The following is a 23,080-nucleotide window of genomic DNA, read 5'->3' on the forward strand; positions in this document are numbered from 1 at the left end:
CTTTGATTTTGTTTATAAAAAGATTAATTTAGTTAAACAAAATCAATTTGTTTAAGCCCCTTAATCTTAAATTATTTTATGAAAGGACCACTTTTTTATTCAAAAATTTTACTCTTTGGAGAATACGGTATAATAAAAGATTCCAAAGGTTTATCTATTCCCTATAATTTTTATAATGGTGCTTTAAAAACCAGTGATAACCCATCTGACGAGGCTATCAAGTCTAATGAAAGCCTTAGTAGATTTGCAAATTACCTTGAAAATTTAGATGATGGCGTTGTAACTTTTGATGTTGTCTCTTTAAAAAGTCATATTGAAGCTGGTATGTATTTTGATTCTTCAATTCCTCAGGGTTATGGGGTTGGAAGTAGTGGAGCTTTAGTGGCTGCCATTTATGACAAATATGCTCATGATAAAATTACAGTACTTGAAAATTTAACGCGTGAAAAGTTATTAAAGTTGAAAACTATTTTTTCGGCAATGGAATCCTTTTTTCATGGAAAATCTTCAGGTTTAGACCCACTTAATAGTTATCTAAGTATTCCAATTCTTATAAACTCAAAAGATAATATTGAAGCAACAGGAATTCCTTCTCAAAAAACAGAAGGTAAAGGTGCTGTGTTTTTATTAGACAGTGGAATTATTGGAGAAACCGCTCCTATGATTAGCATATTTATGGAAAACATGAAGCAAGAAGGTTTTCGTAGTATGTTAAAAGATCAGTTCATAAAACATACAGATGCCTGTGTTGATGATTTTCTAAAAGGAGATATTAAGTCCTTATTTAGTAATACTAAGCAATTATCTAAAGTTGTTTTAAGTCATTTTAAACCTATGATACCAAAACAGTTTCATGAACTTTGGAAAAAGGGTATTGAAACCAATGATTATTACTTAAAACTCTGTGGTTCTGGTGGAGGTGGTTATATTCTTGGGTTTACAGAGGATATAAAAAAGGCCGAAAGCGCACTTTCAGAATATAAGTTAGAAGTGGTTTATAACTTCTAATTTCTATGTTATCTTAAACGGGGGCATTGACCACCAGTAGAAGAACTCATCAATTTTTTTCTATGTTATCAAGAAGGCAGAAATATATACTACTTAAGTTTTTTAGTATGTTTTCTGTAATTAGAGGTTATAATATACTAGTAATAGTTTTTGCCCAGTATTTAGCATCTATTTATATACTTGCGCCAGAAAAAGCTATACGCGAAGTTGTTTTTGATCTTAATTTATTAATGCTGGTTTTGGCTTCAGCAGCAACTATTGCAGGTGGCTATATTATTAATAATTTTTACGATTCAGAAAAGGACCTCATTAATCGTCCCATTAAATCTAAATTAGACAGGTTGGTGAGTCAAAATACTAAGTTGTCATTTTATTTCGTACTTAATTTTCTTGCGGTGTTTATGGCAAGCTATGTGTCTTTTAGAGCAGTAGTATTCTTTTCAATTTATATTTTTGGTATTTGGTTTTATTCTCATAAACTAAAGAAACTACCCTTTATAGGTAATCTTACTTCGGCAATATTAACCATCACTCCTTTTTTTGCCATTTTTATGTATTACAAAAATTTTGGAACAGTCATTTTTGTTCATGCCATATACTTGTTTTTAGTTATTTCTATGAGAGAGTTAACCAAAGATTTAGAAAATATAAAGGGAGACCTTGCCCAAAACTACCATACTGTGCCTATTAGATATGGCGAAAAGATGTCAAAAGGCATGCTTACAGTACTTTCAGGTTTAACCTTAATACCAACTTATTTATTGTTGTTTAAGTTTCAAATAGGGCATATGTATTTGTTCTTTTATTTAAGTACTTTATTGCTTATTATATTCCTTGGTGTTCTATGGAAATCAAAAACTAAAAACCATTATTTAATACTTCATAACATATTAAAATTTATAATTCTGGTTGGTGTTTTTAGTATTTTGTTAATAGATGTGGGAGTTATTTTAAACCGAATTTAAACTACTTGGGCGTTACCCTGTTGGGTTGGGCTTTCCGCTATATCTTTTTTAAAGCTACGCTTCGGTATCTTCAACTAAAATATATTTTAGGTTCGATAGTTTCAAAAAAGGATGTCACTTCAATCCCTAACCCAATAATATCCATAGCTAAAGAATTAACAATCCTAAATTAAAGCATATCTTTGCAAAAAATTAATGTTAAATGAACAGGCATAAAGGAAATAAAGGAAAAGGAAAACCATCGGGAAAGCGTTTTAATAAAATAACAGCACCAAGTGTTTCTAATAAAAAGCAGGCTGCTAAAAAATCTAATCCTGATGAAATTAGATTAAACAAGTATATTGCTAATTCTGGAATCTGTTCACGAAGAGAAGCCGATGTTCATATTGCAACCGGTTTGGTGTCTGTTAACGGCAAAGTAATAGTAGAGATGGGTTATAAGGTAAAACCAGGTGATGAAGTACGTTATGATGGTTCAAGAATAAATCCTGAGAAAAAAGCTTATGTACTGCTAAATAAACCAAAAGGCTTTGCAACAACTACTAGCGAAGGAAAGGGGCGTACAGTTATGGATTTGGTTGCTAATGCCACTTCTTCACGCATTAAACCTATAGGTCGTTTAGGAAGAAACTCTAAAGGGTTATTACTTTTTACTAACGACAAGGATATTGAAGATAAATTCAAAAGTTCTAAAACAGGAGTGCCACGTTTGTTTCATATAGAGCTTGATAAAAATTTAAAGCTAGAAGACTTAAAGAAGATTCAAAACGGATTTAAAATAGAAGGAAAACTTATAACTGTAGAAGAAATTAGTTATATAGATGGCGCTTCAAAAAAAGAAATTGGCTTAAAAATAAAGAATACAGGTAACACTATTATCCGTAATATTTTTGAGCATTTTAATTATGATATTATTAGTATAGATTGTGTTGCTATTGGGCATCTTACCAAAAAAGATATTCCGCGCGGACATTGGAAACATCTATCTAATGAAGAACTCACAATGCTTAAAATGATTTAAGTTTTTCTTCAAAGTTTGTTAACACTCACATAATATAATCTTCACCGTATTACAGTTCATTTGTAGCGCTATTAGTTTAGTGCAACAATATTTTTATGTTTTTTTTTCACAGAAAAAGAATTATTTAATAAATTTAAAATATGTAATTGTTGTTATTCCTATTTGTTTACCTAACCTAAATTTATAGTTATGAAAAGAATAATAGTTGATTATAATAAGTTAAATACAAATATCTTAAATCTTTTAATTGAGCGGTTTCCTGATGGTTATGGCGATAGAGATATTATTTCTTTCCGAAATGCCCATAACGATTTAATTGAAGCTGTAGAGGTGAAAACCGACGATACCATTTATTTGGTGAAAGTGGGTACACATTTGGCAAATGCTATGATAGATTTTGCAGATGAAGATAATACACCCGAGGCTAATGAAACAGCACCGCTTGAGAATTTAAATGATGGAGATGTTACAAATTAGAGTTAATTTTTAATGGAAATTGCAGTTTTTCAGTACTTCAAAGACGGCTTTTATTCATTTCTATTTGAGGACGGTTTGCAAATGGAATTTGAAGAAATACACCCCAAAGCCCTATATAAATACAATTTAAATAAAGACGATTCTTTCGTTGATAAAACCTTTAAGCTCTCGTATTCTGAAGTGCCCAGTAGTAGAGATTTTGATGATGTTATTTATAGGATTGATCGGTTAGAGTTGGTTTAGGTTTAAACCATAATTCCCATACCAAAACACCATAAACAGCAAGATATTCTAAACTTATTATCCAGAGGTTTTCAGACTTACTGGCCGTACCAATATGTATATAAGCTAGGTAGCTTAAAATAATTACAAAGCTCCACACCAACGGAAATTTATAGGTTGTAAAAACAGATAGCATTAAAAGTGTAGCTACATACCAAGGATGCACAGTGGTAGCTGTAAAGTAATAAAAACTTAATGCAAGTAACATAGCAGTAATAAGTTGAATTGGTGTTTTGTTGTTTCTAAAAAAGGTTATAATCATGATGAACAAAACAACTATTACGGGAATAATTTTACCAATAATTCCAATTTCATTATAGCCTCTAAAGGTATAACCAATAGCCCTAGCTAAATAGTATAAACTAGCATTGAACTCAAAATTTTGAAACCATAAACCAACAGTTTTACTGTAATTTGAAATGAATTGCACGGAAATAAAAGGTGTAAAAAGTAGAAATGTAACACCTAGTACAATAGCATAAAAACCAATCAGCTTTGTCATTTTAAGTAATAACGAAGTGTTTGTCTTAAAAAACCATTGAAACACCAAAGGCAGAAATATTAAAGGAATTAATTTTGTTGAAACAGATAAGGCAAATACCACTGCCGCCCACTGCCATCTTCCGGAGATTAATAAATACAAACTCCAAATTAAAAAGAAAATCATGACGCCTTCAAAATGTAGGTTGCCCGTTAGTTCTATAATAATAAATGGGTTTAACACATACCAAAAGATATTTTGTACGGGCAAGTTTAGTTTAGTTAATAGTTTTTTGCCAAAGTAAAGGGTTCCAAAATCTGCAGCAATAATAATTAAGCGTAAACCAATAACTGAACTTAAAATACTTGTGCCAGGAAATAAATTAGCTAGTACAAAGCAAATCTGATTTATGGGCGGGTAGTTGCTATAATGACTGGCGTTTAATAAACCCATACCATGATACAATTCTTGTCCGTTAACAATGGGTATATTACCACTATCAATAAAACTTTGTACAGTATTTAAATAAGGGTTGAAACCTTTTAAAATCATGCTGCCATCCCAAATAAAACGGTAAAAATCTTGAGATAAATTGGGGATGGATAAAATAAATATAGCCCTAAACAAAAAAGCTATAGCGCTTAAAAGCTTTTGGTTGCAATTTTGTTTTTTTACTAACCAATAGAATAACCCAAAAAGCACGGTATATAAGGTAACTAGCTTAAGGTATTGAGTGCGTTCTAAATCATAAGCAAATACTAAGAATAGAACACAACTAATAAGTGCTATTAGCACAGGGGTTTTGTAAAGTTTTAATAAAGCTAGATTGAGTTGCATAGACCAAATATAGTATTAATGTATTTGTCACTCCCGCGAAGGCGTGAATCTCTTTTTTAATTTTATTATCTGTCGGAAATAACCAGAATAGTTTGCTTGACTTTGTAAAAATTTTCAGCTACCTTCGTTTAACAATCGATAAACTTCATTAAAACGGAAGTCTATCTCCACGTTAGGTGCAATTAAAATCAACACATCAGTAAATGACTAACTATCTTAATGATACCGAGTACGCTACCAAAACTCTATTCGATGCTTTGAGGTCTGAATTTAATAGACTCGAGAATCTAAAAGCGGAACTACTTGCTAAAAAAGATAGACTCAAACATTTACAATTTGATTTCACGACTTATGACCAAATGGAAGATTATAATGAACTTCAGTTACAGCATAAGTTTATTACAATGGCCAAATTTGCTCAAGATGCAAATATTCCAAAATTAGAAAAAGACATAGCTGATACAGAACAATCAATTGCTAACAAAGAGTTGTCTTATCAAGCAATTGGAATGTCAATATTACAAATTGCAAAGCAAGGGATTTCCAAGGTTCACGGCAGTCTCGCGCATTGTCCAAATGGAAGAACATTGATTACTCAAAGTCTTAAAAACGTTATATGGCAATCAAGGAATCAATCAATTCATCACGAAGATGGAAATTACCATAATAATGTAAAAAACTGTTTCATTGATTTACAAAATGATTTTGGCAATGACTTTGATTTAAATGCTAACCCAACTGCTAACCTATCAACCAAAGTAATAGATCAGATATTAAACTGGCAATCTTATGAGGACTATTATAACGATATGATGCTACTAAAATAAATTCAATGGAAGAAGAAAAATATTTAGCACATTTCAAATTCGAAGGGGAACTCGTGAAGGATGGATATTTGGATGCCAGAAAATCAGCCGAAGCACTAATCGGAATAGATGAAATATTCAGGTATTTCTTATATAAAAAATCGCCAGAATTAAATTCATTGGAATTCGACTTACCTGTCAGAACAAGAAAAGGAAGTTGGGAAACGTTAATTCCCGAGAATATCGGAGAGTGGATACAATTAGCTATGACCACAGGAGGAGCATATTATGCTGGTTCAGCTTTAAAAAAGATGGCTCAAAATGATATTGGAGACAGTGGATTTAAGGACTTGTTTAAGGGGATAGTTAAAGGTATTAAATGGGTTGTTCAAATTGGAAAGCATCTCAAAACACTTAAGAAAAGAAAATTCGATAAAGTAGAATTCAAAGAAACAAAAGGAGTACAATTTGTTGGAATCTATAATGATGAAGGAGAAATACTTTACGTCCCTAAAATTTATCTAGAGCTTTTTACAGAAATACCAGAAACAATTTTCAATCGATTGACTCAACTTGTTGAAGAGGAAAGAAAATTAAAAATTGGTTTTAGTCCAAGTGAAAAGATTGACAATGATGATACTCAAAAAGAAGTTTCTATATCAATTAATGAAAAAGGAATTTTTTACAAAGGTAAAGATGAAGATGATGTTTTATTTCCTGAATTAGTTCATAATCAATATGTAGAACTTGAAGGGCATATTACAAGGGGAAACGAGAACTCAAATACAATTGGATTTGCTTATCAAAATCATATTTTGACTTGTTACCCAATTTCTGGGAAAATTGTAGAAGATAGGACTTACTTTTTCGGAGATTGCATAATTCGTGGATATGTGAATAGAATGGACAAGAATGGTGTTTATATTGAAAAACGACCTCGAATTGCTTATATGGATATATTACCAACAGATAAAGAGTCCAATAAAGATATGTTTAGTAAATAACTGCACCTAACAATATGAATATTGAAGAAAAAGATAAAAAACCGTTAGAATTATTCTTTCAAGACTTTGAAAAAGTTACGAAAGAGGACTTAAAAGATTTTTCTTCCAGAACTGTTTATCCTTGGAATGGCAATCCGCCAAAATATATAATTAGTCTACTTTTTAAGAACCTAGGATTTGAAAAAAAGCCAGTTTACATTGAAAAAATGAATTGGATTATATATTTCAAGTATAAAGGTAAAATTTTCGAAATACACGATTATAAATTCAATACTTGGTCTTTAGCTGTTAATCTTAAAGATTTAGAATCGGACAAAGATTTAACGAATAGTTTGGTTGAAGAAATAGTAAAGATTCTGAATAAAGGCTCAAAATATCTTGACAAAAAACTCTCATTATCATTAAGGGAACAATTAAAAAAGAATGAGTTCTATTTCAATAACGCATATAAAAAATTAAAACCAGTTTATAATTTTTATCTAACAAAATTAAAAGAGATAAAAAAAGAATGGGACGTTGCGGAAACAGAGGTAGTTGAAGAAGAGATAGAAACAGGAATGGGGAAAATAACTTCTAAAAAGTTTATTGACCATAAAAGAGCAAAAGAAGTTGAATCATCATACTATTTCTTTCCATTGATTAGTATTTACTATTCTATTCTCGAATTTCTACTCGATATTTTTAAATGTTTAGATGACCCAGATGTTGACTATGTTGATTTTAGGGCACTAAACTGGAAAGAAAGATTTAAAGCTGTTTTTAATCTCGAGGACAAAGACTTAAAGAGACTATATGACACAATTGTAGAAATTAAGGATGTTTATAGAAATCCTTTAACTCACGGATTGAATAATGAAGCTAACCTATTAATTCCAATTGAAGATGAAGGAATTGTTCCTATATCTTATGAGTTTTTAAGCAATAAGCCACATTTTACCAGCAAAATAATTTCGATTGAAAAATCGGTAGAGTATGTCGAGAGATTAGAAAACTTTTTCGACTATTTAAGCAAAACTGAACCATTCAGCTTCTATTGGTTATATCTACAATATGATTTTAATATTCCTAAATCTAAAGTAGATGTTAATAGATTAAAAGAACATATGGGGACAATTGAGGAGTTTTCAAATTATTTAGAGGAAGTGGAAGAGTATTATGAAAGGAAAATGAATGGAGAGTTATAAAAAACTGCACCTAACAATGGCTATAAGTAATTGCTTGTTCTCGCCTACTTCTGAAAATCCGCAAGGATTTTCAGTTTGGTGTGTACTTACAAAGTTTAGTGTTAAACCAAGCAACTACTCATAGCCGAGACCGTTAAACGAAACTCCCTTTCCGCGTTAGAGATTCAAACCTTATTCTTTTTTGAATCTGTGGAACGCAAAATATCTTTTGGTAGAAAATATCGATGCGCAGCTTTAAAAAAGATATGATTGAGGGTGTTACTAAATGAGGGTAAAGTCAAAACAAAAAAAGAGCACTTTGGTAGTGCTCTCTTTAAAATGGACATCTGTAGTTTAATTGTATATCGATGACTAACTCAATTAATTAAATTATAGTTGACTGTCCTAAATGTATGTTTGTAAAATTTAAATTTGTTTCGTCTGGGTTATTAATAAAATCTTCAATAAAATCACCTACTTTACTGGTGCTAATATTGTCATATTTAGTGTTTAAATCTGGTGTTGTTATATGAAGCTTTAGAGATTTATCTACACCTTCTCTTATTAAAGCAGCTTCATCATATAAGCCAAAATGGTCTAGTAGCATAGCAGCGCTTAAAATAGAAGCAATAGGGTTTGCTATACCTTTATTTGTAGCCTTGGTGTAAGCACCATGAATAGGTTCAAACATAGCTTTTTTGTTACCTATAGATGCTGATGCCAGTAAGCCAATAGAACCTACTATAACACTTGCTTCTTCTGATAATATATCGCCAAACATGTTTTCTGTTAAAATAACATCAAACTGTCTTGGATTAATAATAAGCTCCATGGCTGCATTATCAATATACATGTAATCTAAAGTTACATCTGGGTATTCTGTAGCAATTTCATTTACAATGGTGCGCCATAATCTTGAACTGGCAAGAACATTAGCTTTGTCTACCAAAGTTAATTTGTGTTTTCTTCCTTGAGCTGCCTTAAATGCTAAATGCGCAATGCGTTCTATTTCAGAACGTCTATAGGTGCAAATATCTGAGGCTTCATCATTGCTAAAATGTTTTTCACCAAAGTAAATGCCACTTGCAAGTTCTCTATAAATAAGTATATCTGTACCTCTTATTTGCTTAATTTTTAATGATGATTTATTAAGTAAATCATCATAAGCAATTACAGGTCTAATATTAGTAAATAAATCAAATGTTTTTCTCAGTCCTAATAGTCCTTGTTCTGGTCTTATAGTTGCAGAAGGATCGTTATCATACTTTGGGTCTCCAATAGCACCAAATAAAATAGCATCTGCTTGTTCGCAAATGCTAATAGTTTCTTCAGGCAAGGGAATACCTGTTTTATTCATAGCGCTGGCACCAACCAAAGCATTATTGAAAGTAAAAACATGGTTAAACTCCATGGCAATTGCTTTCAAAACTTTTACTGCTTGAGCAGTAACTTCAGGTCCTATTCCATCACCAGGTAAAACAGCAATATTTAATTTCATATCCCTCTTAAAATTAAATTAAGCCGAAGTAATTTCATTATAAAGTGAACTAGACTCTATAATTTGATGAATATCATTATCATCAATTTCTTTCTTCTTATCAGCAAACTCTAAGAATTTACTGTAAATAACATCCAATTGCAGTTTAGTTAATTCATAACCAACATTTTTTGCTCTGTAGGCTAAAGCAGCTCTACCGCTTCTAGCAGTTAATACAATAGCAGACTCTGTTACACCTACGTCTTTAGGGTCTATAATTTCGTATGTTTCACGGTTTTTGATAACCCCATCTTGGTGAATTCCTGAACTATGTGCAAAAGCATTTGCTCCTACAATGGCTTTGTTAGGTTGGGTGTAAATACCCATACTGTCTGATACCAATTGGCTTAAACCATAAAGCATTTCAGAATTAATTCCCGTATCTAAGTTTAAGTAAGGGTGTTGCCTTAAAATCATAACTACTTCTTCTAAAGCAGTGTTTCCTGCGCGCTCACCAATACCATTAATAGTACATTCTATTTGACGCGCACCATTAATAACACCTTCAATAGAATTAGCAGTAGCCAAACCTAAATCATTATGACAATGACATGATAAAATAGCTTTATCTATGCCTTTTACATTCTCTTTTAAGTACTTTATTTTAGCACCGTATTCATGCGGTAAACAATAACCTGTAGTATCAGGAATGTTTAATACTGTTGCTCCTGCTTTAATAACAGCTTCACAAACTCTAGCTAAATATTCATTATCTGTTCTACCAGCATCTTCTGCATAAAACTCAACATCTTCAACAAATGATTTAGCGTAACTTACAGCTTTAACTGCGCGCTCTATAATCTGCTCTTGAGTAGATTTGAATTTAAATTTAATATGCGAATCTGAAGTTCCAATTCCTGTATGGATTCTTGGAGTTTTAGCATATTGCAATGCTTCAGCAGCAACTTTTATATCATTTTCAACCGAACGCGTAAGCCCGCAAACGGTAGCGTTTTTTACAATTTTTGAAATGGCTTCAACCGATTTGAAATCTCCAGGACTAGAGACGGGAAACCCTGCTTCAATAATATCAACACCTAATAAATCAAGCTGTTCAGCAATAATTAGTTTCTGTTCCGTATTTAACTTACAGCCAGGAACTTGCTCACCATCTCGAAGTGTTGTGTCAAAAATTTGTACCTTATTATCAGACATTTACTAAAATATATTTTCTTATTCTTTTACGAATGTATATTTTGGTTTCGTAAAACACTAAACTTTTATTTTTTTTTTACGACGTTTAACTCTTTTGTAGGCATGTTAACGTATTGTAAATAAGTGTATTAAATGTATTTTTGTAACTATGACAAAAGAGCAAAAAGATAATTTGTTTGTTTTAATAAAGTCTTTGTCAAAATCTGAAAAAAGGCAATTTAAATTGTATGTTGGAAGATTGGGGGTAAATGAAGACTCAAAGTTCCTTTTGCTTTTTAATATTTTAGATAAGTTACCAAGGTATGATGAGCGCGTTATACTTAAAAAAGGAATTGTAAAAAAACAACAACTTTCTAATTTAAAGGCGCATTTGTATAAACAAATTTTAATTAGTTTAAGATTAAATCCGTCGCATCAAGATATACGGGTACAGATTCGTGAGCAATTAGATTTTGCCACCATTTTATATCATAAAGGTTTATACAAACAGAGTTTAAAAATTTTAGATAAGGCAAAAAATTTGGCAATTGCCAATGAAGAAAAAAACATAGCCTATGAAATTGTTGAACTAGAGAAAATTATTGAATCGCAATACATTACACGAAGTTTAAGTAACAGAGCTGATGAATTAACTATTCAGGCTAAAGAGTTGAGTCAGCAAAATGTAGTGGCTAGTAAACTTTCTAATTTATCACTTCAGTTATATGGCTTATTCTTAAAAACAGGCTATGTTAAAAATGATGCAGAGAATAAACGGATTACAGAATATTTTAATGCGCATCTTCCAAAATATGATATAAATACGCTTGGTTTTCGTGAAAAACTTTGGTTGTACAAGGCACGCTTATGGTATAGTTTTTTGACTCAAGATTTTTTAGCATGTTATAAATATGCCTTGAAATGGGTGTCATTATTTTATGAGAATAAAGATATGATTGTACTAAACCCTGTGTTCTTTCTTAGGGGTAATCATTATTTATTAGAGTCTTTATTCTATCTACGGAAGTATGACAAATTTAAAGAATACCTTTTTAGGTTAGAAAGTGTTACAGAAGAAAAGGGTTTTCCATTAGATGATAATATTGAAGGTTTAGCATTTCTTTATATTTATACAAATAAGTTTAATCTGCACTTTATAGAAGGTAGTTTTCAAGAAGGTTTACCACTAATAGATGAAGTTTTAGAGCAATTAAAAAAATATAGTAATAGAATAGATGAACATCATATTATGGTGTTTTATTATAAGATAGCAAGTATGTACTTTGGTGCTGGCGATAATAAAGGGTGCATTCAGTTTTTAGATAAGATTATTAGTAATAAATCTTTACAAATGCGTGAAGACTTATTGTGTTTCTCTAGAATATTAAATTTGGTGGCACACTATGAGGCTGGTTTAGATTATAATCTAGATGTACTTATAAAAAGCACGTATAAGTTTTTAATTAAGATGGAAGACTTATATGAAGTACAAAAAGAATTTATTAAATTTTTACGAGGGTTAGGAGATATTTATCCACATGAGGTGAAAAATGAATTCATTAAACTTCATGATAAATTAAAAGAATTTGAAGACGACCCATATCAGAGCAGAGCATTTCTTTATTTAGATATTATATCATGGTTAGAGTCCAAAATTAAAAGCATGCCAATTGGGGAAGTAATTAGAGCAAAATTTGAGGTAAATTTGCTTGAAAAGTAAAATATCTTGTTAAAAATTTGGAAAATAACTTTTTCTGAACGAATATTTGCACTGCAAAAGTTCAATGAACATATTGAAATGTTATCAAGAAAGGCGGAGGGATTGGACCCGTTGAAGCCTTAGCAACCCTTTAAACTTATTAAAGAAGGTGCTAAATTCTACTTAAATGACCGATTCATTTATCGGAAGTTTGGATAGATAACAAAGGAGAATTACGTCCAGTAATTTTATATTTCTTTTTAACATTTTTATATTTAGGTACGCTTTTTTTGCAGTAAGAACGTATTAATTTTATAGAATAAAATCTTGTGAAAGAGGAATTGCAACATATAATCATTAAAGATTATACCACCGAAAGTGGTGCTCTTTACCCTGAAATAAAGCTAAGTTATCAGGTGTTTGGGCAGCCTTTAGGTACTGCGCCCATTGTATTGGTAAATCATGCATTGACGGGTAATAGTAATGTAGCTGGTGAATTGGGATGGTGGAAAGATTTAATAGGGGCTAATAAGGTTATTGATACAAAATTGTATTCGGTTTTGGGTTTTAATATTCCTGGAAATGGATACGATGGATTTGTAATAGATAATTACAAAGATTTTGTTGCGCGCGATGTTGCTAAAATCTTTTTAAAAGGATTACAGCGTTTAAAAACAGGGAAAGTGTTTGCTACTATTGGAGGTTCTCTTGGTGGAGGTATAGCCTGGGAAATGGCAGTTGTTCAACCTGATTTTACTGAGCATTTAATTGTTGTTGCTACCGATTGGAAATCTACCGATTGGCTCATTGCCAACTGTCAAATTCAAGAGCAGTTCTTGTTAAACTCTAAACACCCTGTGCATGATGCTAGAATGCATGCCATGCTATGTTACCGTACTCCAGAATCTTTTAAGGAACGTTTCCAACGAACCAAGAATGAAGATTTAGAGATTTTTAATGTAGAGAGTTGGTTGTTGCATCATGGTAAGAAATTACAAGAGCGTTTTCAGTTATCAGCTTATAAATTAATGAATCAATTATTAAAATCTATTGATGTAACAAAAGGTAGGGCCAGTAATTTTAATGTGTTGGAAAATATTGAGGCCAAAATACATATTGTAGGTGTAGATTCAGATTTGTTCTTTACAGCCGAAGAGAATAGAGAAACACATAAGCAGTTGGCATTAACACACCCTAATGTTACATATAGTGAGATAAATTCGGTTCATGGTCATGATGCATTTTTAATGGAATATGATCAGCTTGAAGAAATCATAGAAGGCATTTTTGTGCCAAATTCTAAAAGAAGAAGAATGAAAATATTAAAGTTTGGAGGAAAGTCTCTAGCTAACGGAAAAGGACTGGATACAGTAATATCCATTATAGAAAATAAGGTTAAGGAAGGAGAGAGAATCAGTGTTGTGGTTTCAGCAAGAGGTTCAGCTACTGATGAGTTGGAGGCTATTTTAAATAAGGCAATAAAAGGCGAGGACTATCAAGAGTCTTTAGAATCTTTTAAGGCTTACCAATCTGAGCCATCAAAAACTATTGATTATTCTGAAGAATTTTCAACTTTAGATAAGTTATTTGAAGGTGTAAGTTTGCTTAGGGATTATAGTAAGAAAACCAAAGATAATATATTGGCACAAGGCGAATTGTTATCTGTAAAACTCATTGCTAACTTATTAAATGAAAGAGGTATTGAATCTCGAGTAACCGATTCACGTGAGTTGATTAAGACTGATGAATCTTTTGGAAACGCACAACCACTTTCAAAAATATCTAAGGAAAATATTAAAGAGTACTTCAAGAAAAATAACGGCGTTGTAAATGTAGTAACTGGTTTTATAGCATCTAATTTAAAGAATGAAACAACTACTTTAGGAAGAAATGGAAGTAATTATACAGCTGCCTTGTTGGCAAACTTTTTAGATGCCGAAGAATTACAGAATTTCACGCATGTAAGTGGTATATATACGGCTAATCCTAGTTTGGTGCCAGATGCACAACAGATTCGGGAGTTGTCGTTTAGTGAGGCAAACGAGTTGGCAAATTTTGGAACCTCGGTCTTGCATGCAAAAACAATTATTCCATTAGTTGAGAAAAATATAAATCTACGAATCTTAAATACTTTCAATGCCGATGATGAGGGTACATTAATTACCGCCAAACCTAGTACCAAGGAGGTGACCTCCTTATCTGTATTAGATAATGTGGCACTTTTGAATTTAGAAGGAAGAGGCTTGCTAGGGAAAATTGGTGTTGATGCTAGGATTTTTGGGGCTTTAAGTAGTTATGGTATTAGTGTTAGCATAGTATCTCAAGGCTCTTCGGAAAGAGGTATTGGACTTATTATTGATGCTGACCAAGCAACACAGGCAGTTATTGCATTAGAGCGAGAGTTTGAAAGCGACTTTTATTCTCAAGATGTAAATAAGATTGATGTTGTTGATGATGTTGCTGTAATATCAATTGTTGGGATTGAATTAAGCTCGTTCCACAAACCATTTAATGCTTTGATTAAGAATCAAATCACGCCATTACTTTTTAATAATACGGTTACAGGTAAGAATGTGAGTTTGGTGGTAAAGAAAACCGAACTGAATAAAGCTTTAAATGTTATACATGGTGAAGTATTCGGTATTTCTAAAAAGATAAACATTGCCATTTTTGGTCATGGAGGTGTTGGTGGTGCACTAATTAATCAGATTTTAAAGTCTAAAGATGATATTGAAGAAAGAAGAGGTATCAACTTAAATGTTTTTACTATAGCTAATTCAAGTAAATTGATTTTAGATAAAAATGGAGCAGGTACAGATTGGGAGGAGGCTATTGCTACAAGTTCATTGAGTAGTTCAATTGATGATGTTATTACCTATGCTAAGAACCATCATTTAGAAAATTTAATAGCGGTTGATAATACGGCAAGTGAAGTGTTTTATAAAAACTATGTGCCTTTAGTTGAAGCTGGTTTTGATTTGGTGTCTTCTAACAAAATTGCCAATACCATTTCACATTCATTTTATACAGAATTAAGAGAGCAGCTAGAAGAACATAATAAGCAATATCTTTATGAAACTACAGTTGGTGCTGGTTTACCGTTAATTGATACCATTAAGTTGTTGCATGAATCTGGAGAGAATATAACCCGTATTAGAGGTGTGTTTTCAGGAACTTTGAGCTATTTATTCAATAATTTTTCAGTACAAGATAAACCGTTCAGTACTATTGTTCAGGAAACCATTGATAAAGGTTTTACAGAGCCAGATCCAAGAGAAGATTTCTCAGGAAATGATGTGGCAAGAAAGCTATTAATTTTGGCTCGTGAATTAGATTTACAAAATGAATTTGAAGATGTAGAGGTGTTGAATTTAATACCAGAAGCATATCGTGATATTACGGTTAAGGAGTTTTTAAGTCAATTGAATGTTCTTGATGAGCAATACCAAAAAATAAAAGACAACCAGGAGCCGGGTCATGTGTTGCGCTATGTGGGTGATTTATCTGGTGATTTATCACAGGACAAAGGAAATTTAGAAGTTAAATTAGTATCAATACCAGAAGACAGTACCTTAGGTCATGTAAAAGGAAGTGATGCTATATTTGAAATATTTACAGAGAGTTATGGAAAACAACCTATAGTAATCCAAGGAGCAGGAGCTGGAGCAGAGGTTACCGCCCGAGGTGTTTTTGGGGATATTTTGAGGTTGTCCAAACATATTAATTAAAGTTATGAGCAAGAAAAAACATTTTGAAACAGAAGCTGTACGTACTCAGTCTGAAACCACACAATTTTCAGAGCACTCAGTACCATTATATTTAACCTCAGGGTTTGTATTTGATGATGCAGAGGAAATGAGAGCTTCTTTTGCAGAGGAGAAACAACGTGATTTATACAGTAGGTATAGTAACCCTAATGTAAACGAATTCGTAGAAAAAGTGTGCAAAATGGAAGGAGCAGAAGATGGTTTTGCTTTTGCAAGTGGTATGGCGGCAGTATTTTCAACTTTTGCAACCTTATTAGATGCTGGAGATCATGTAGTATCTTGTAGCTCAGTTTTTGGGGCTACTCATGGCTTATTTACAAAGTATTTTCCAAAATGGAATATTGAGTGTTCATACTTCAATATAAATGAAGTTGAAACAGTTGAAAGTTTAATTCAACCTAATACCAAATTCATTTATGCCGAAACACCTACCAATCCTGGTGTTGATGTTTTAGACTTAGAGTATTTGAGTGCTATCTGTAAAAAGCATAATTTGCTATTAGTAATTGATAATTGCTTTGCAACACCTTATTTACAAAATCCAATAAAATTTGGTGCGGATTTAGTGATTCATTCGGCTACAAAATTAATGGACGGACAAGGGCGTGTACTTGGAGGTATTACAGTTGGTAAAAAGGAATTGATTCGTGAAATTTATTTGTTTTCAAGACTAACGGGACCAGCAATGAGCCCATTTAATGCTTGGGTGTTATCGAAGTCTTTAGAAACCTTGGCGGTAAGAGTAGACAAACACTGCGAAAATGCATTGAAACTAGCCGAATATTTAGAAGCGCATCCAAAAGTAAAGTGGGTTAAATATCCGTTTTTAAAGTCGCACCCTAAGTATGAAGTTGCTAAAAAGCAAATGAAGTTAGGCGGAAGTATAGTAGCTTTTGAAGTAGAAGGCGGTATAGAAGGCGGTCGTAATTTCTTCGATAATATAAAAATGTGTTCACTATCAGCTAATTTAGGAGATACTAGAACAATTGTGACGCATCCGGCAAGTACTACGCACGCTAAGGTAGAACCTGAAGTAAAAGCTGCTGTTGGGATTACAGACGGTACTGTACGTTGTTCCTTAGGTTTAGAACATATAGATGATATAATTGCAGATATAGAACAAGCATTGGTTTAAATGCTTTGGTATAATTTATGTGGATTTAAAATAAACATCCTATCTATGAAAATGAAAATTAAAATAACACCTGTTTTACTTGTTTGCGCATTTTTATTTAGTTGTAGTTCTTCAGATTCTGGAAGTGAAGAGAAGATTGAAAACCTAGAGGTAACTTCGGTTTCTGAGTTTTCTGCAATTGAAGAAACTAAAACAATTACAGTAACCGCTAATTTATATTGGTATACTGCTAATAATACAGATTGGATTACGCTTTCTCCTACCAGTGGTACAAATAATGGAACTATAAATGTTACTGCATCTACAAATACAAGCAATACCATCCGTACTGGAGTTATAACAGTTATTGGAGGGGATATTTCGCAAAATGTAACGATTACTCAAGCTGCTAAAGAAGAAAGTAGTGGAATTTTAGATGCAAATAAAGCACCTTCAGAAAATTTTGATTTATCTACATGGAAATTACAGATCCCAGAAGATGAAGGAGATGGGACGTCTTTAGATATTAAAGTTTCTGAGCTTAACAATAAATATGAAAACAATAAATATTTTTATACAGGAGATGATGGAGGAATGGTTTTTAAATGTCCAATAGATGGATTTAAGACATCTGCTAATACCAGTTATACAAGGTCTGAGTTACGTGAGATGCTTCGTGGTACAAATACAAGTATAAGTACTAGTGGTGTAAATAAGAATAATTGGGTTTTTGGAACAGCTCCCACTGCTGATATTAATGCAGCAGCTGGTTATGATGGGGAAATGACTGCCACATTAGCAATGAACCATGTTACAACTACAGGTAGTAGTAGTCATATTGGTCGTGTGGTAATTGGTCAAATCCATGCTAATAGCGATGAGCCAATTAGAATTTATTACAGAAAATTACCAGATAATGCTTTAGGGTCTATATATTTTGCGCATGAACCAACTGACGGAAATGGGGCTGAACAGTGGTATGATATGATTGGTTCTAGGAGTAATACCGCGGCAAATCCTGAAGACGGTATAGCCTTAAATGAAAAGTTTAGTTACAAAATTAAAGTAGTTGGAGATTTACTCACTGTTACAATATCTAGAGAAGGTAAGGATGATGTTGTGAAAACTGTAAACATGATTAACAGTGGCTTTAATGTAGGAGGGCAATATATGTATTTTAAGGCGGGTCTCTATAATGTGAATAATTCGGGAGACGGAGCTGATTATGTACAGGCTACTTTTTATAAATTAGAAAAATCACATACAACAAATTAAATGAGACTTTTTACAGTAGATTCTTTTACGGATACCCCATTTAGAGGAAATCCAGCGGCTGTTTGTGTTTTAGAAGAACCGCTTACTGAAGAACAATATATTAATATTGCACAAGAGATGAATCTTTCAGAAACCGCTTTTGTGTATTTAGATGATGGTATTTACCAGTTGCGATGGTTTACCCCTGAAGTTGAAATTGATTTATGTGGACATGCAACTTTGGCAACAGCTAAAATTTTATTCGATAAGTATAAAGTGGAATCAGACCTCTTGGAGTTTAATACCAGGAGTGGTATTCTAACTGTGAAACAGAAGGGGGATTTATTGGAGATGAATTTTCCAATTGGAAAATTAACTGAAGTTACTGGAAACGATGCCTTGTTAGAATCTGCTTTAAACGAAAAGCTTGTTTCTATTTCTGAAGATGGTGATTGGTATTTAGCGGAGTTAGAAAGTGATGAGAAATTAAGAAGCCTTCAACCAAATTTCAATGCACTGCTTAAGCATTCTAAAAGTAAATTTATAGTTACGGCTAAATCTAATGATAACGCAAACAACTTTGTGTCTAGATTTTTTGCGCCAGATTATGGTATTAATGAAGATCCTGTTACTGGTTCAGCACACTGTTATCTAGCAAATTATTGGAGTCAAAAACTTAACAAGAAAACGGTAATTGGTTATCAGGCATCTAAACGAGGTGGATTAGTAGAATGTGAAGTTATTGAAAATAATCGCGTCTTACTTAGAGGTGATTGTGTTGTTATGAGTGAGTTGTTGGTTGAGTGGGAGTAATAATTTATATATATTAGCACCATGCTATCCAAAAAAACAAAATACGGACTAAAAGCTTTAACATTTATAGCCAGAAGCGAAAGTGATATGCCAGTTCGTGTGGGTGAAATTGCTAGTAGTGAAAATATTCCACAAAAATTTTTAGAAACCATTTTACTAACTTTAAGAAAATCGGGAATTTTAGGTTCAAAAAAAGGTAAGCATGGTGGTTACTATTTACGAAGTGAGCCTTCTGAAGTTAAAATGACTGATGTTATGCGTGTTTTAGAAGGACCTATTGCTATGGTGCCTTGTGTAAGTTTAAATTACTATGAAAAATGTGATGACTGTCCTGATGAACATAAGTGTAGTGTTCATAGATTGATGATTGAGGTTAGAGATAGTACATTAAAGGTTTTTAGAAACACTACTTTAGAAGATTTGGCCTTGAAAGATTCATAAAAAACTGCCTTTTTAGTAAATGTTTTACGTAATTCATCTTGAAAATCTTCAATTATTCTAAAAAGTTGTTAATAAGGTTTGTAGTATAATAAAAAGTATTACTTTTGTATTTCCTATTAAATTGATAGGATTAATGTAATATAACGACAAATGATAGCGCAGATGTTATTAAAAGGTAAAGAGAAATCTACTTATAAAGAAGATAGTGCCGGCGAAAAACCAATTAGAAGTGTAGCAAAAGCACTTAGTTGGAGAGTTGTAGGTACATTAGATACATTATTGGTCTCATACATCTTAACGGGTGAAATATCGCTTGCAGCATCAATTGCTTCTGTAGATTTTGTGACAAAATTGATTTTATACTTTTTTCACGAAAGAGCGTGGAATATCATTAAATGGGGTAAATAATAAAGAATATGTTTACAGAAGAACAAATACAACAATTGAATAAGGAGTTTGCTAATGCAGCACCTACTGATATTGTAAAGAAAGCATTTGAGCTTAATAATGAAGCTGTAGTGACAACTAATTTTAGACCATATGAAGCGGCTATTTTGCATTTGGTTAATGCAGAATTTAATGATGTGCCGGTAGTATGGTGTGATACAGGTTATAATACACCACAAACTTATCGCCATGCAGAACAAGTAATAAAGGAACTAAATTTAAATGTCTTTTTATATGTGCCTAAACAAACTTCTTCTCACAGGGATGTAGTTTTAGGGATTCCTTCTGTAGATGATCCAAATCACGCTTTGTTTACAGAGCAAGTGAAATTAGAACCTTTTAGACGTGCAATGGAAGAACATAAGCCAAAAGTGTGGTTTACAAACTTGCGTCAAGGGCAAACGGCATTTAGAAACAGCATTGATATTTTTAGTTTAAGTGCAGATGGTGTTTTAAAAGTGAGTCCGTTTTACTATTGGTCTGATGAGAAACTAGATACCTATTTAGAAGAGAATAATTTACCTAACGAATTTAAATATTTCGACCCAACAAAAGCATTATCTAACAGAGAGTGTGGGTTACACGCATAAATTAATAATGATTATGAAGAAAGATACAGCATATATTAACTCCCTTGAAAACGAGGCGATTTATATTATGAGAGAAGTAGCGGCTCAGTTTGAAAAACCAGTGCTATTATTTTCTGGAGGAAAAGATTCAATTACCCTTGTTAGATTAGCGCAAAAGGCGTTTTATCCAGCAAAAATACCTTTTCCATTAATGCATATTGACACAGGGCATAACTTTCCTGAAACTATCGAGTTTAGAGACAGATTGGTTGAAGAGCTTGGTTTAGAATTAATTGTGCGTAATGTACAGGATTCAATAGATCAAGGAAAAGTAAAAGAAGAGTCTGGTAGGTATGCAAGTAGAAATATGTTGCAAACTACAACACTTTTAGATGCTATTGAAGAATTTAAGTTCGATGCATGTATTGGTGGGGCTCGTCGTGATGAGGAAAAAGCAAGAGCTAAGGAGCGTATATTTTCAGTGCGTGATGATTTTGGACAATGGGATGAGAAAAACCAAAGACCAGAACTATTTGATATGTTAAATGGTGAGATTGAATTGGGTCAAAATGTTCGTGTGTTTCCTATTTCAAACTGGACAGAATTAGATGTTTGGTCTTATATAGAAAAAGAAAATATTGAGATTCCTTCAATTTATTTTGCTCATAAGCGTAAAGTGTTTTTAAGAGACGGTATGATTTGGTCTGCTGAAGATGGTGTTGTTTATAGAGATGAAGACGAAGAAGTAATTGAAGAAATGGTTCGTTTTAGAACTGTAGGAGATATGAGTTGTACAGCAGCGGTATTATCTGATGCTGTTTCTATTTCAAAAGTAGTTGAGGAAATTAGAGATTCTTCAATTTCAGAACGTGGAGCACGTATTGACGATAAGCGTTCAGAAGCAGCTATGGAGAAGCGTAAACAACAAGGGTATTTCTAAAATTATTCATTAAACAAAAAACACAGGCTTAAAGCCAAAATATAACATGGAAGTATTAAAGATTGCAACAGCAGGAAGTGTAGATGACGGTAAGAGTACGTTGATAGGTAGAATCCTTTATGACACAAAATCATTAACTACAGATAAACTTGAAGCTATTGAAAAAACAAGTAAGCAACGTGGTTATGACTACTTGGATTTTTCATTAGCTACAGACGGATTAGTTGCTGAAAGAGAACAAGGTATAACAATTGATGTGGCACATATTTATTTTTCAACTAAAAATAAAAGTTACATCATCGCTGATACTCCAGGTCATGTTGAGTACACAAGAAACATGGTTACTGGTGCTTCAACATCACAAGCATCTATAATCTTAATTGATGCTAGAAAAGGTGTGATTGAGCAAACCAATCGTCATTTCTTTATAAATAACCTATTACGCATTAAAGATGTGGTTGTGGCTATTAATAAGATGGACTTGGTGGATTATTCGGAAGAAGTTTATAATAAAATCAAAGCTGATTTTTCTGAATTAATGAGTAAAAGAGATTATCAAGGTCAAACTATTTCTTTTATTCCAGTAAGTGCATTGAAAGGTGATAACGTAGTTAATAAGTCTGATAAAATGTCTTGGTATGAAGGAGAATCTTTATTAGAGCACTTAGAGAAATTGGATAAGTCTGATATCTTTAATGTTGGTACACCTCGTTTCCCTGTTCAGTATGTGATTCGTCCAAAAACAGAAGAATATCACGATTACAGAGGGTATGCCGGTAAAGTGTATGGTGGTAATTTAAGTGTTGGTGATGAGGTAGTCGTATTACCATCTCAAACTAAATCAAAGATTAAGGAGATTTACTTCTATGACGAAAAGTATGAAACAGCATCAAGGCGTTCATCAGTTACCATTACATTAGAAGATGATGTTAATGTTAGTAGAGGAGATATGATTGTTAAAGATGGTGATTTGCCAACTATAGAAAAACAATTTACAGCAAATGTATGTTGGATGGATTCTAAACAATTAACACCTGGGGCCAAATATGTGGTGCAACATGGAATTAATAAAGTTCTAGCTAAGGTAGATGCTATTCATCATAAAATTAATCCTGATTACTCAGGAATAGAAGAAGGTGTTACTGGTTTAGGTATGAATGATATAGCTAAGGTAAGCTTTAGGCTTAATAAGCCAATTTTTTATGATCAATTTAAAAACCATAGAACAAATGGATCGTTCATCATAATAGATGCTCAATCTAATAGTACAGTTGGTGCTGGATTTATTCAGTAAAAGTTATAATGTCTGCCGTAAAGACAT

At 32.5% G+C, this 23,080-nt stretch carries 21 protein-coding genes and 1 riboswitch; of the genes, 18 read left to right on the forward strand and 3 right to left on the reverse strand.

What is annotated here, in order from left to right:
* The first annotated feature begins 78 nt into the window (after nucleotides 1-78).
* The 5 genes from N1F78_RS08375 (at nucleotide 79) to N1F78_RS08395 (ending at nucleotide 3,714) form a co-directional block, all read left to right on the forward strand.
* Entirely contained in the window at nucleotides 79-1,008 is a 930-nt protein-coding gene (locus N1F78_RS08375; protein ID WP_406682707.1) for a mevalonate kinase, read from the forward strand.
* Nucleotides 1,009-1,070: 62 nt separating this feature from the next.
* Nucleotides 1,071-1,973, forward strand: coding sequence for a geranylgeranylglycerol-phosphate geranylgeranyltransferase (locus tag N1F78_RS08380; RefSeq protein ID WP_406682708.1), 903 nt, complete (start codon nucleotides 1,071-1,073; stop codon nucleotides 1,971-1,973).
* 202 nt (nucleotides 1,974-2,175) lie between these two features.
* Nucleotides 2,176-2,994, forward strand: coding sequence for a pseudouridine synthase (locus N1F78_RS08385; RefSeq protein WP_406682709.1), 819 nt, complete (start codon nucleotides 2,176-2,178; stop codon nucleotides 2,992-2,994).
* A gap of 189 nt (nucleotides 2,995-3,183) precedes the next feature.
* A complete protein-coding gene (locus tag N1F78_RS08390) occupies nucleotides 3,184-3,471 on the forward strand; it encodes a hypothetical protein (protein ID WP_406682710.1) in 288 nt (95 codons plus the stop codon).
* A gap of 12 nt (nucleotides 3,472-3,483) precedes the next feature.
* Nucleotides 3,484-3,714, forward strand: a complete 231-nt coding sequence (locus N1F78_RS08395) for a hypothetical protein (RefSeq protein ID WP_406682711.1) — start codon at nucleotides 3,484-3,486, stop codon at nucleotides 3,712-3,714.
* On the opposite strand, the gene N1F78_RS08400 is transcribed toward N1F78_RS08395, so the two are convergent.
* Nucleotides 3,680-5,071, reverse strand: coding sequence for a mannosyltransferase (locus N1F78_RS08400; RefSeq protein WP_406682712.1), 1,392 nt, complete (start codon nucleotides 5,069-5,071; stop codon nucleotides 3,680-3,682). The two genes, N1F78_RS08395 and N1F78_RS08400, sit on opposite strands and share 35 nt — an antisense overlap.
* 203 nt (nucleotides 5,072-5,274) lie before the next feature.
* On the opposite strand from N1F78_RS08400, the gene N1F78_RS08405 reads away from it, so the two are divergent.
* The 3 genes from N1F78_RS08405 to N1F78_RS08415 are packed head-to-tail and all read left to right on the forward strand — an operon-like array spanning nucleotide 5,275 to nucleotide 8,065.
* Entirely contained in the window at nucleotides 5,275-5,898 is a 624-nt protein-coding gene (locus N1F78_RS08405; RefSeq protein WP_406682713.1) for a hypothetical protein, read from the forward strand.
* Between the two features lie 53 nt (nucleotides 5,899-5,951).
* Nucleotides 5,952-6,881 carry a hypothetical protein gene (locus N1F78_RS08410; RefSeq protein ID WP_406682714.1) on the forward strand — a complete coding sequence of 310 codons (930 nt, stop codon included), beginning with the start codon at nucleotides 5,952-5,954 and terminating at the stop codon, nucleotides 6,879-6,881.
* Nucleotides 6,882-6,895: 14 nt separating this feature from the next.
* On the forward strand, nucleotides 6,896-8,065 hold the full coding sequence (locus tag N1F78_RS08415) for a hypothetical protein (protein ID WP_406682715.1): 1,170 nt from the start codon (nucleotides 6,896-6,898) through the stop codon (nucleotides 8,063-8,065).
* 364 nt (nucleotides 8,066-8,429) lie between these two features.
* Here the strand turns inward: N1F78_RS08415 and leuB are convergent, their stop codons facing one another.
* Nucleotides 8,430-9,542: a 3-isopropylmalate dehydrogenase gene (leuB, locus tag N1F78_RS08420; RefSeq protein WP_406682716.1), complete on the reverse strand. Its 1,113-nt coding sequence runs from the start codon at nucleotides 9,540-9,542 to the stop codon at nucleotides 8,430-8,432.
* A gap of 18 nt (nucleotides 9,543-9,560) precedes the next feature.
* Complete coding sequence (locus N1F78_RS08425; protein ID WP_406682717.1) at nucleotides 9,561-10,736, reverse strand: 2-isopropylmalate synthase; 1,176 nt, start codon at nucleotides 10,734-10,736, stop codon at nucleotides 9,561-9,563.
* A 148-nt stretch (nucleotides 10,737-10,884) separates the two neighbouring features.
* On the opposite strand from N1F78_RS08425, the gene N1F78_RS08430 reads away from it, so the two are divergent.
* The 10 genes from N1F78_RS08430 to N1F78_RS08475 all read left to right on the forward strand — a co-directional run bounded on the left by N1F78_RS08430 (nucleotide 10,885) and on the right by N1F78_RS08475 (nucleotide 23,053).
* Complete coding sequence (locus N1F78_RS08430; RefSeq protein ID WP_406682718.1) at nucleotides 10,885-12,435, forward strand: hypothetical protein; 1,551 nt, start codon at nucleotides 10,885-10,887, stop codon at nucleotides 12,433-12,435.
* 78 nt (nucleotides 12,436-12,513) lie between these two features.
* Nucleotides 12,514-12,640: riboswitch (SAM riboswitch) on the forward strand.
* Nucleotides 12,641-12,743: 103 nt separating this feature from the next.
* Complete coding sequence (gene thrA / locus N1F78_RS08435; RefSeq protein WP_406682719.1) at nucleotides 12,744-16,142, forward strand: bifunctional aspartate kinase/homoserine dehydrogenase I; 3,399 nt, start codon at nucleotides 12,744-12,746, stop codon at nucleotides 16,140-16,142.
* A gap of 4 nt (nucleotides 16,143-16,146) precedes the next feature.
* The gene (locus N1F78_RS08440; protein WP_406682720.1) at nucleotides 16,147-17,316 is read left to right on the forward strand and encodes a trans-sulfuration enzyme family protein; all 1,170 of its coding nucleotides are present in this window, start codon (nucleotides 16,147-16,149) and stop codon (nucleotides 17,314-17,316) included.
* A gap of 51 nt (nucleotides 17,317-17,367) precedes the next feature.
* Nucleotides 17,368-18,570 carry a polysaccharide lyase family 7 protein gene (locus tag N1F78_RS08445; protein ID WP_406682721.1) on the forward strand — a complete coding sequence of 401 codons (1,203 nt, stop codon included), beginning with the start codon at nucleotides 17,368-17,370 and terminating at the stop codon, nucleotides 18,568-18,570.
* The gene (locus tag N1F78_RS08450; protein ID WP_406682722.1) at nucleotides 18,571-19,362 is read left to right on the forward strand and encodes a PhzF family phenazine biosynthesis protein; all 792 of its coding nucleotides are present in this window, start codon (nucleotides 18,571-18,573) and stop codon (nucleotides 19,360-19,362) included. It begins immediately after the preceding gene.
* Between the two features lie 21 nt (nucleotides 19,363-19,383).
* Nucleotides 19,384-19,803, forward strand: a complete 420-nt coding sequence (locus N1F78_RS08455) for an RrF2 family transcriptional regulator (RefSeq protein ID WP_406682723.1) — start codon at nucleotides 19,384-19,386, stop codon at nucleotides 19,801-19,803.
* Between the two features lie 162 nt (nucleotides 19,804-19,965).
* On the forward strand, nucleotides 19,966-20,211 hold the full coding sequence (locus N1F78_RS08460; RefSeq protein WP_406682724.1) for a DUF2061 domain-containing protein: 246 nt from the start codon (nucleotides 19,966-19,968) through the stop codon (nucleotides 20,209-20,211).
* A gap of 8 nt (nucleotides 20,212-20,219) precedes the next feature.
* Entirely contained in the window at nucleotides 20,220-20,840 is a 621-nt protein-coding gene (locus N1F78_RS08465) for a phosphoadenosine phosphosulfate reductase family protein (RefSeq protein ID WP_406682725.1), read from the forward strand.
* Nucleotides 20,841-20,853: 13 nt separating this feature from the next.
* Nucleotides 20,854-21,759, forward strand: a complete 906-nt coding sequence (cysD, locus tag N1F78_RS08470) for a sulfate adenylyltransferase subunit CysD (protein WP_406682726.1) — start codon at nucleotides 20,854-20,856, stop codon at nucleotides 21,757-21,759.
* A gap of 46 nt (nucleotides 21,760-21,805) precedes the next feature.
* A complete protein-coding gene (locus tag N1F78_RS08475; RefSeq protein WP_406682727.1) occupies nucleotides 21,806-23,053 on the forward strand; it encodes a sulfate adenylyltransferase subunit 1 in 1,248 nt (415 codons plus the stop codon).
* Nucleotides 23,054-23,080: the final 27 nt, after the last annotated feature.

It is taken from the genome of Seonamhaeicola sp. MEBiC01930, assembly GCF_045277075.1.
GTDB lineage: Bacteria > Bacteroidota > Bacteroidia > Flavobacteriales > Flavobacteriaceae > Seonamhaeicola.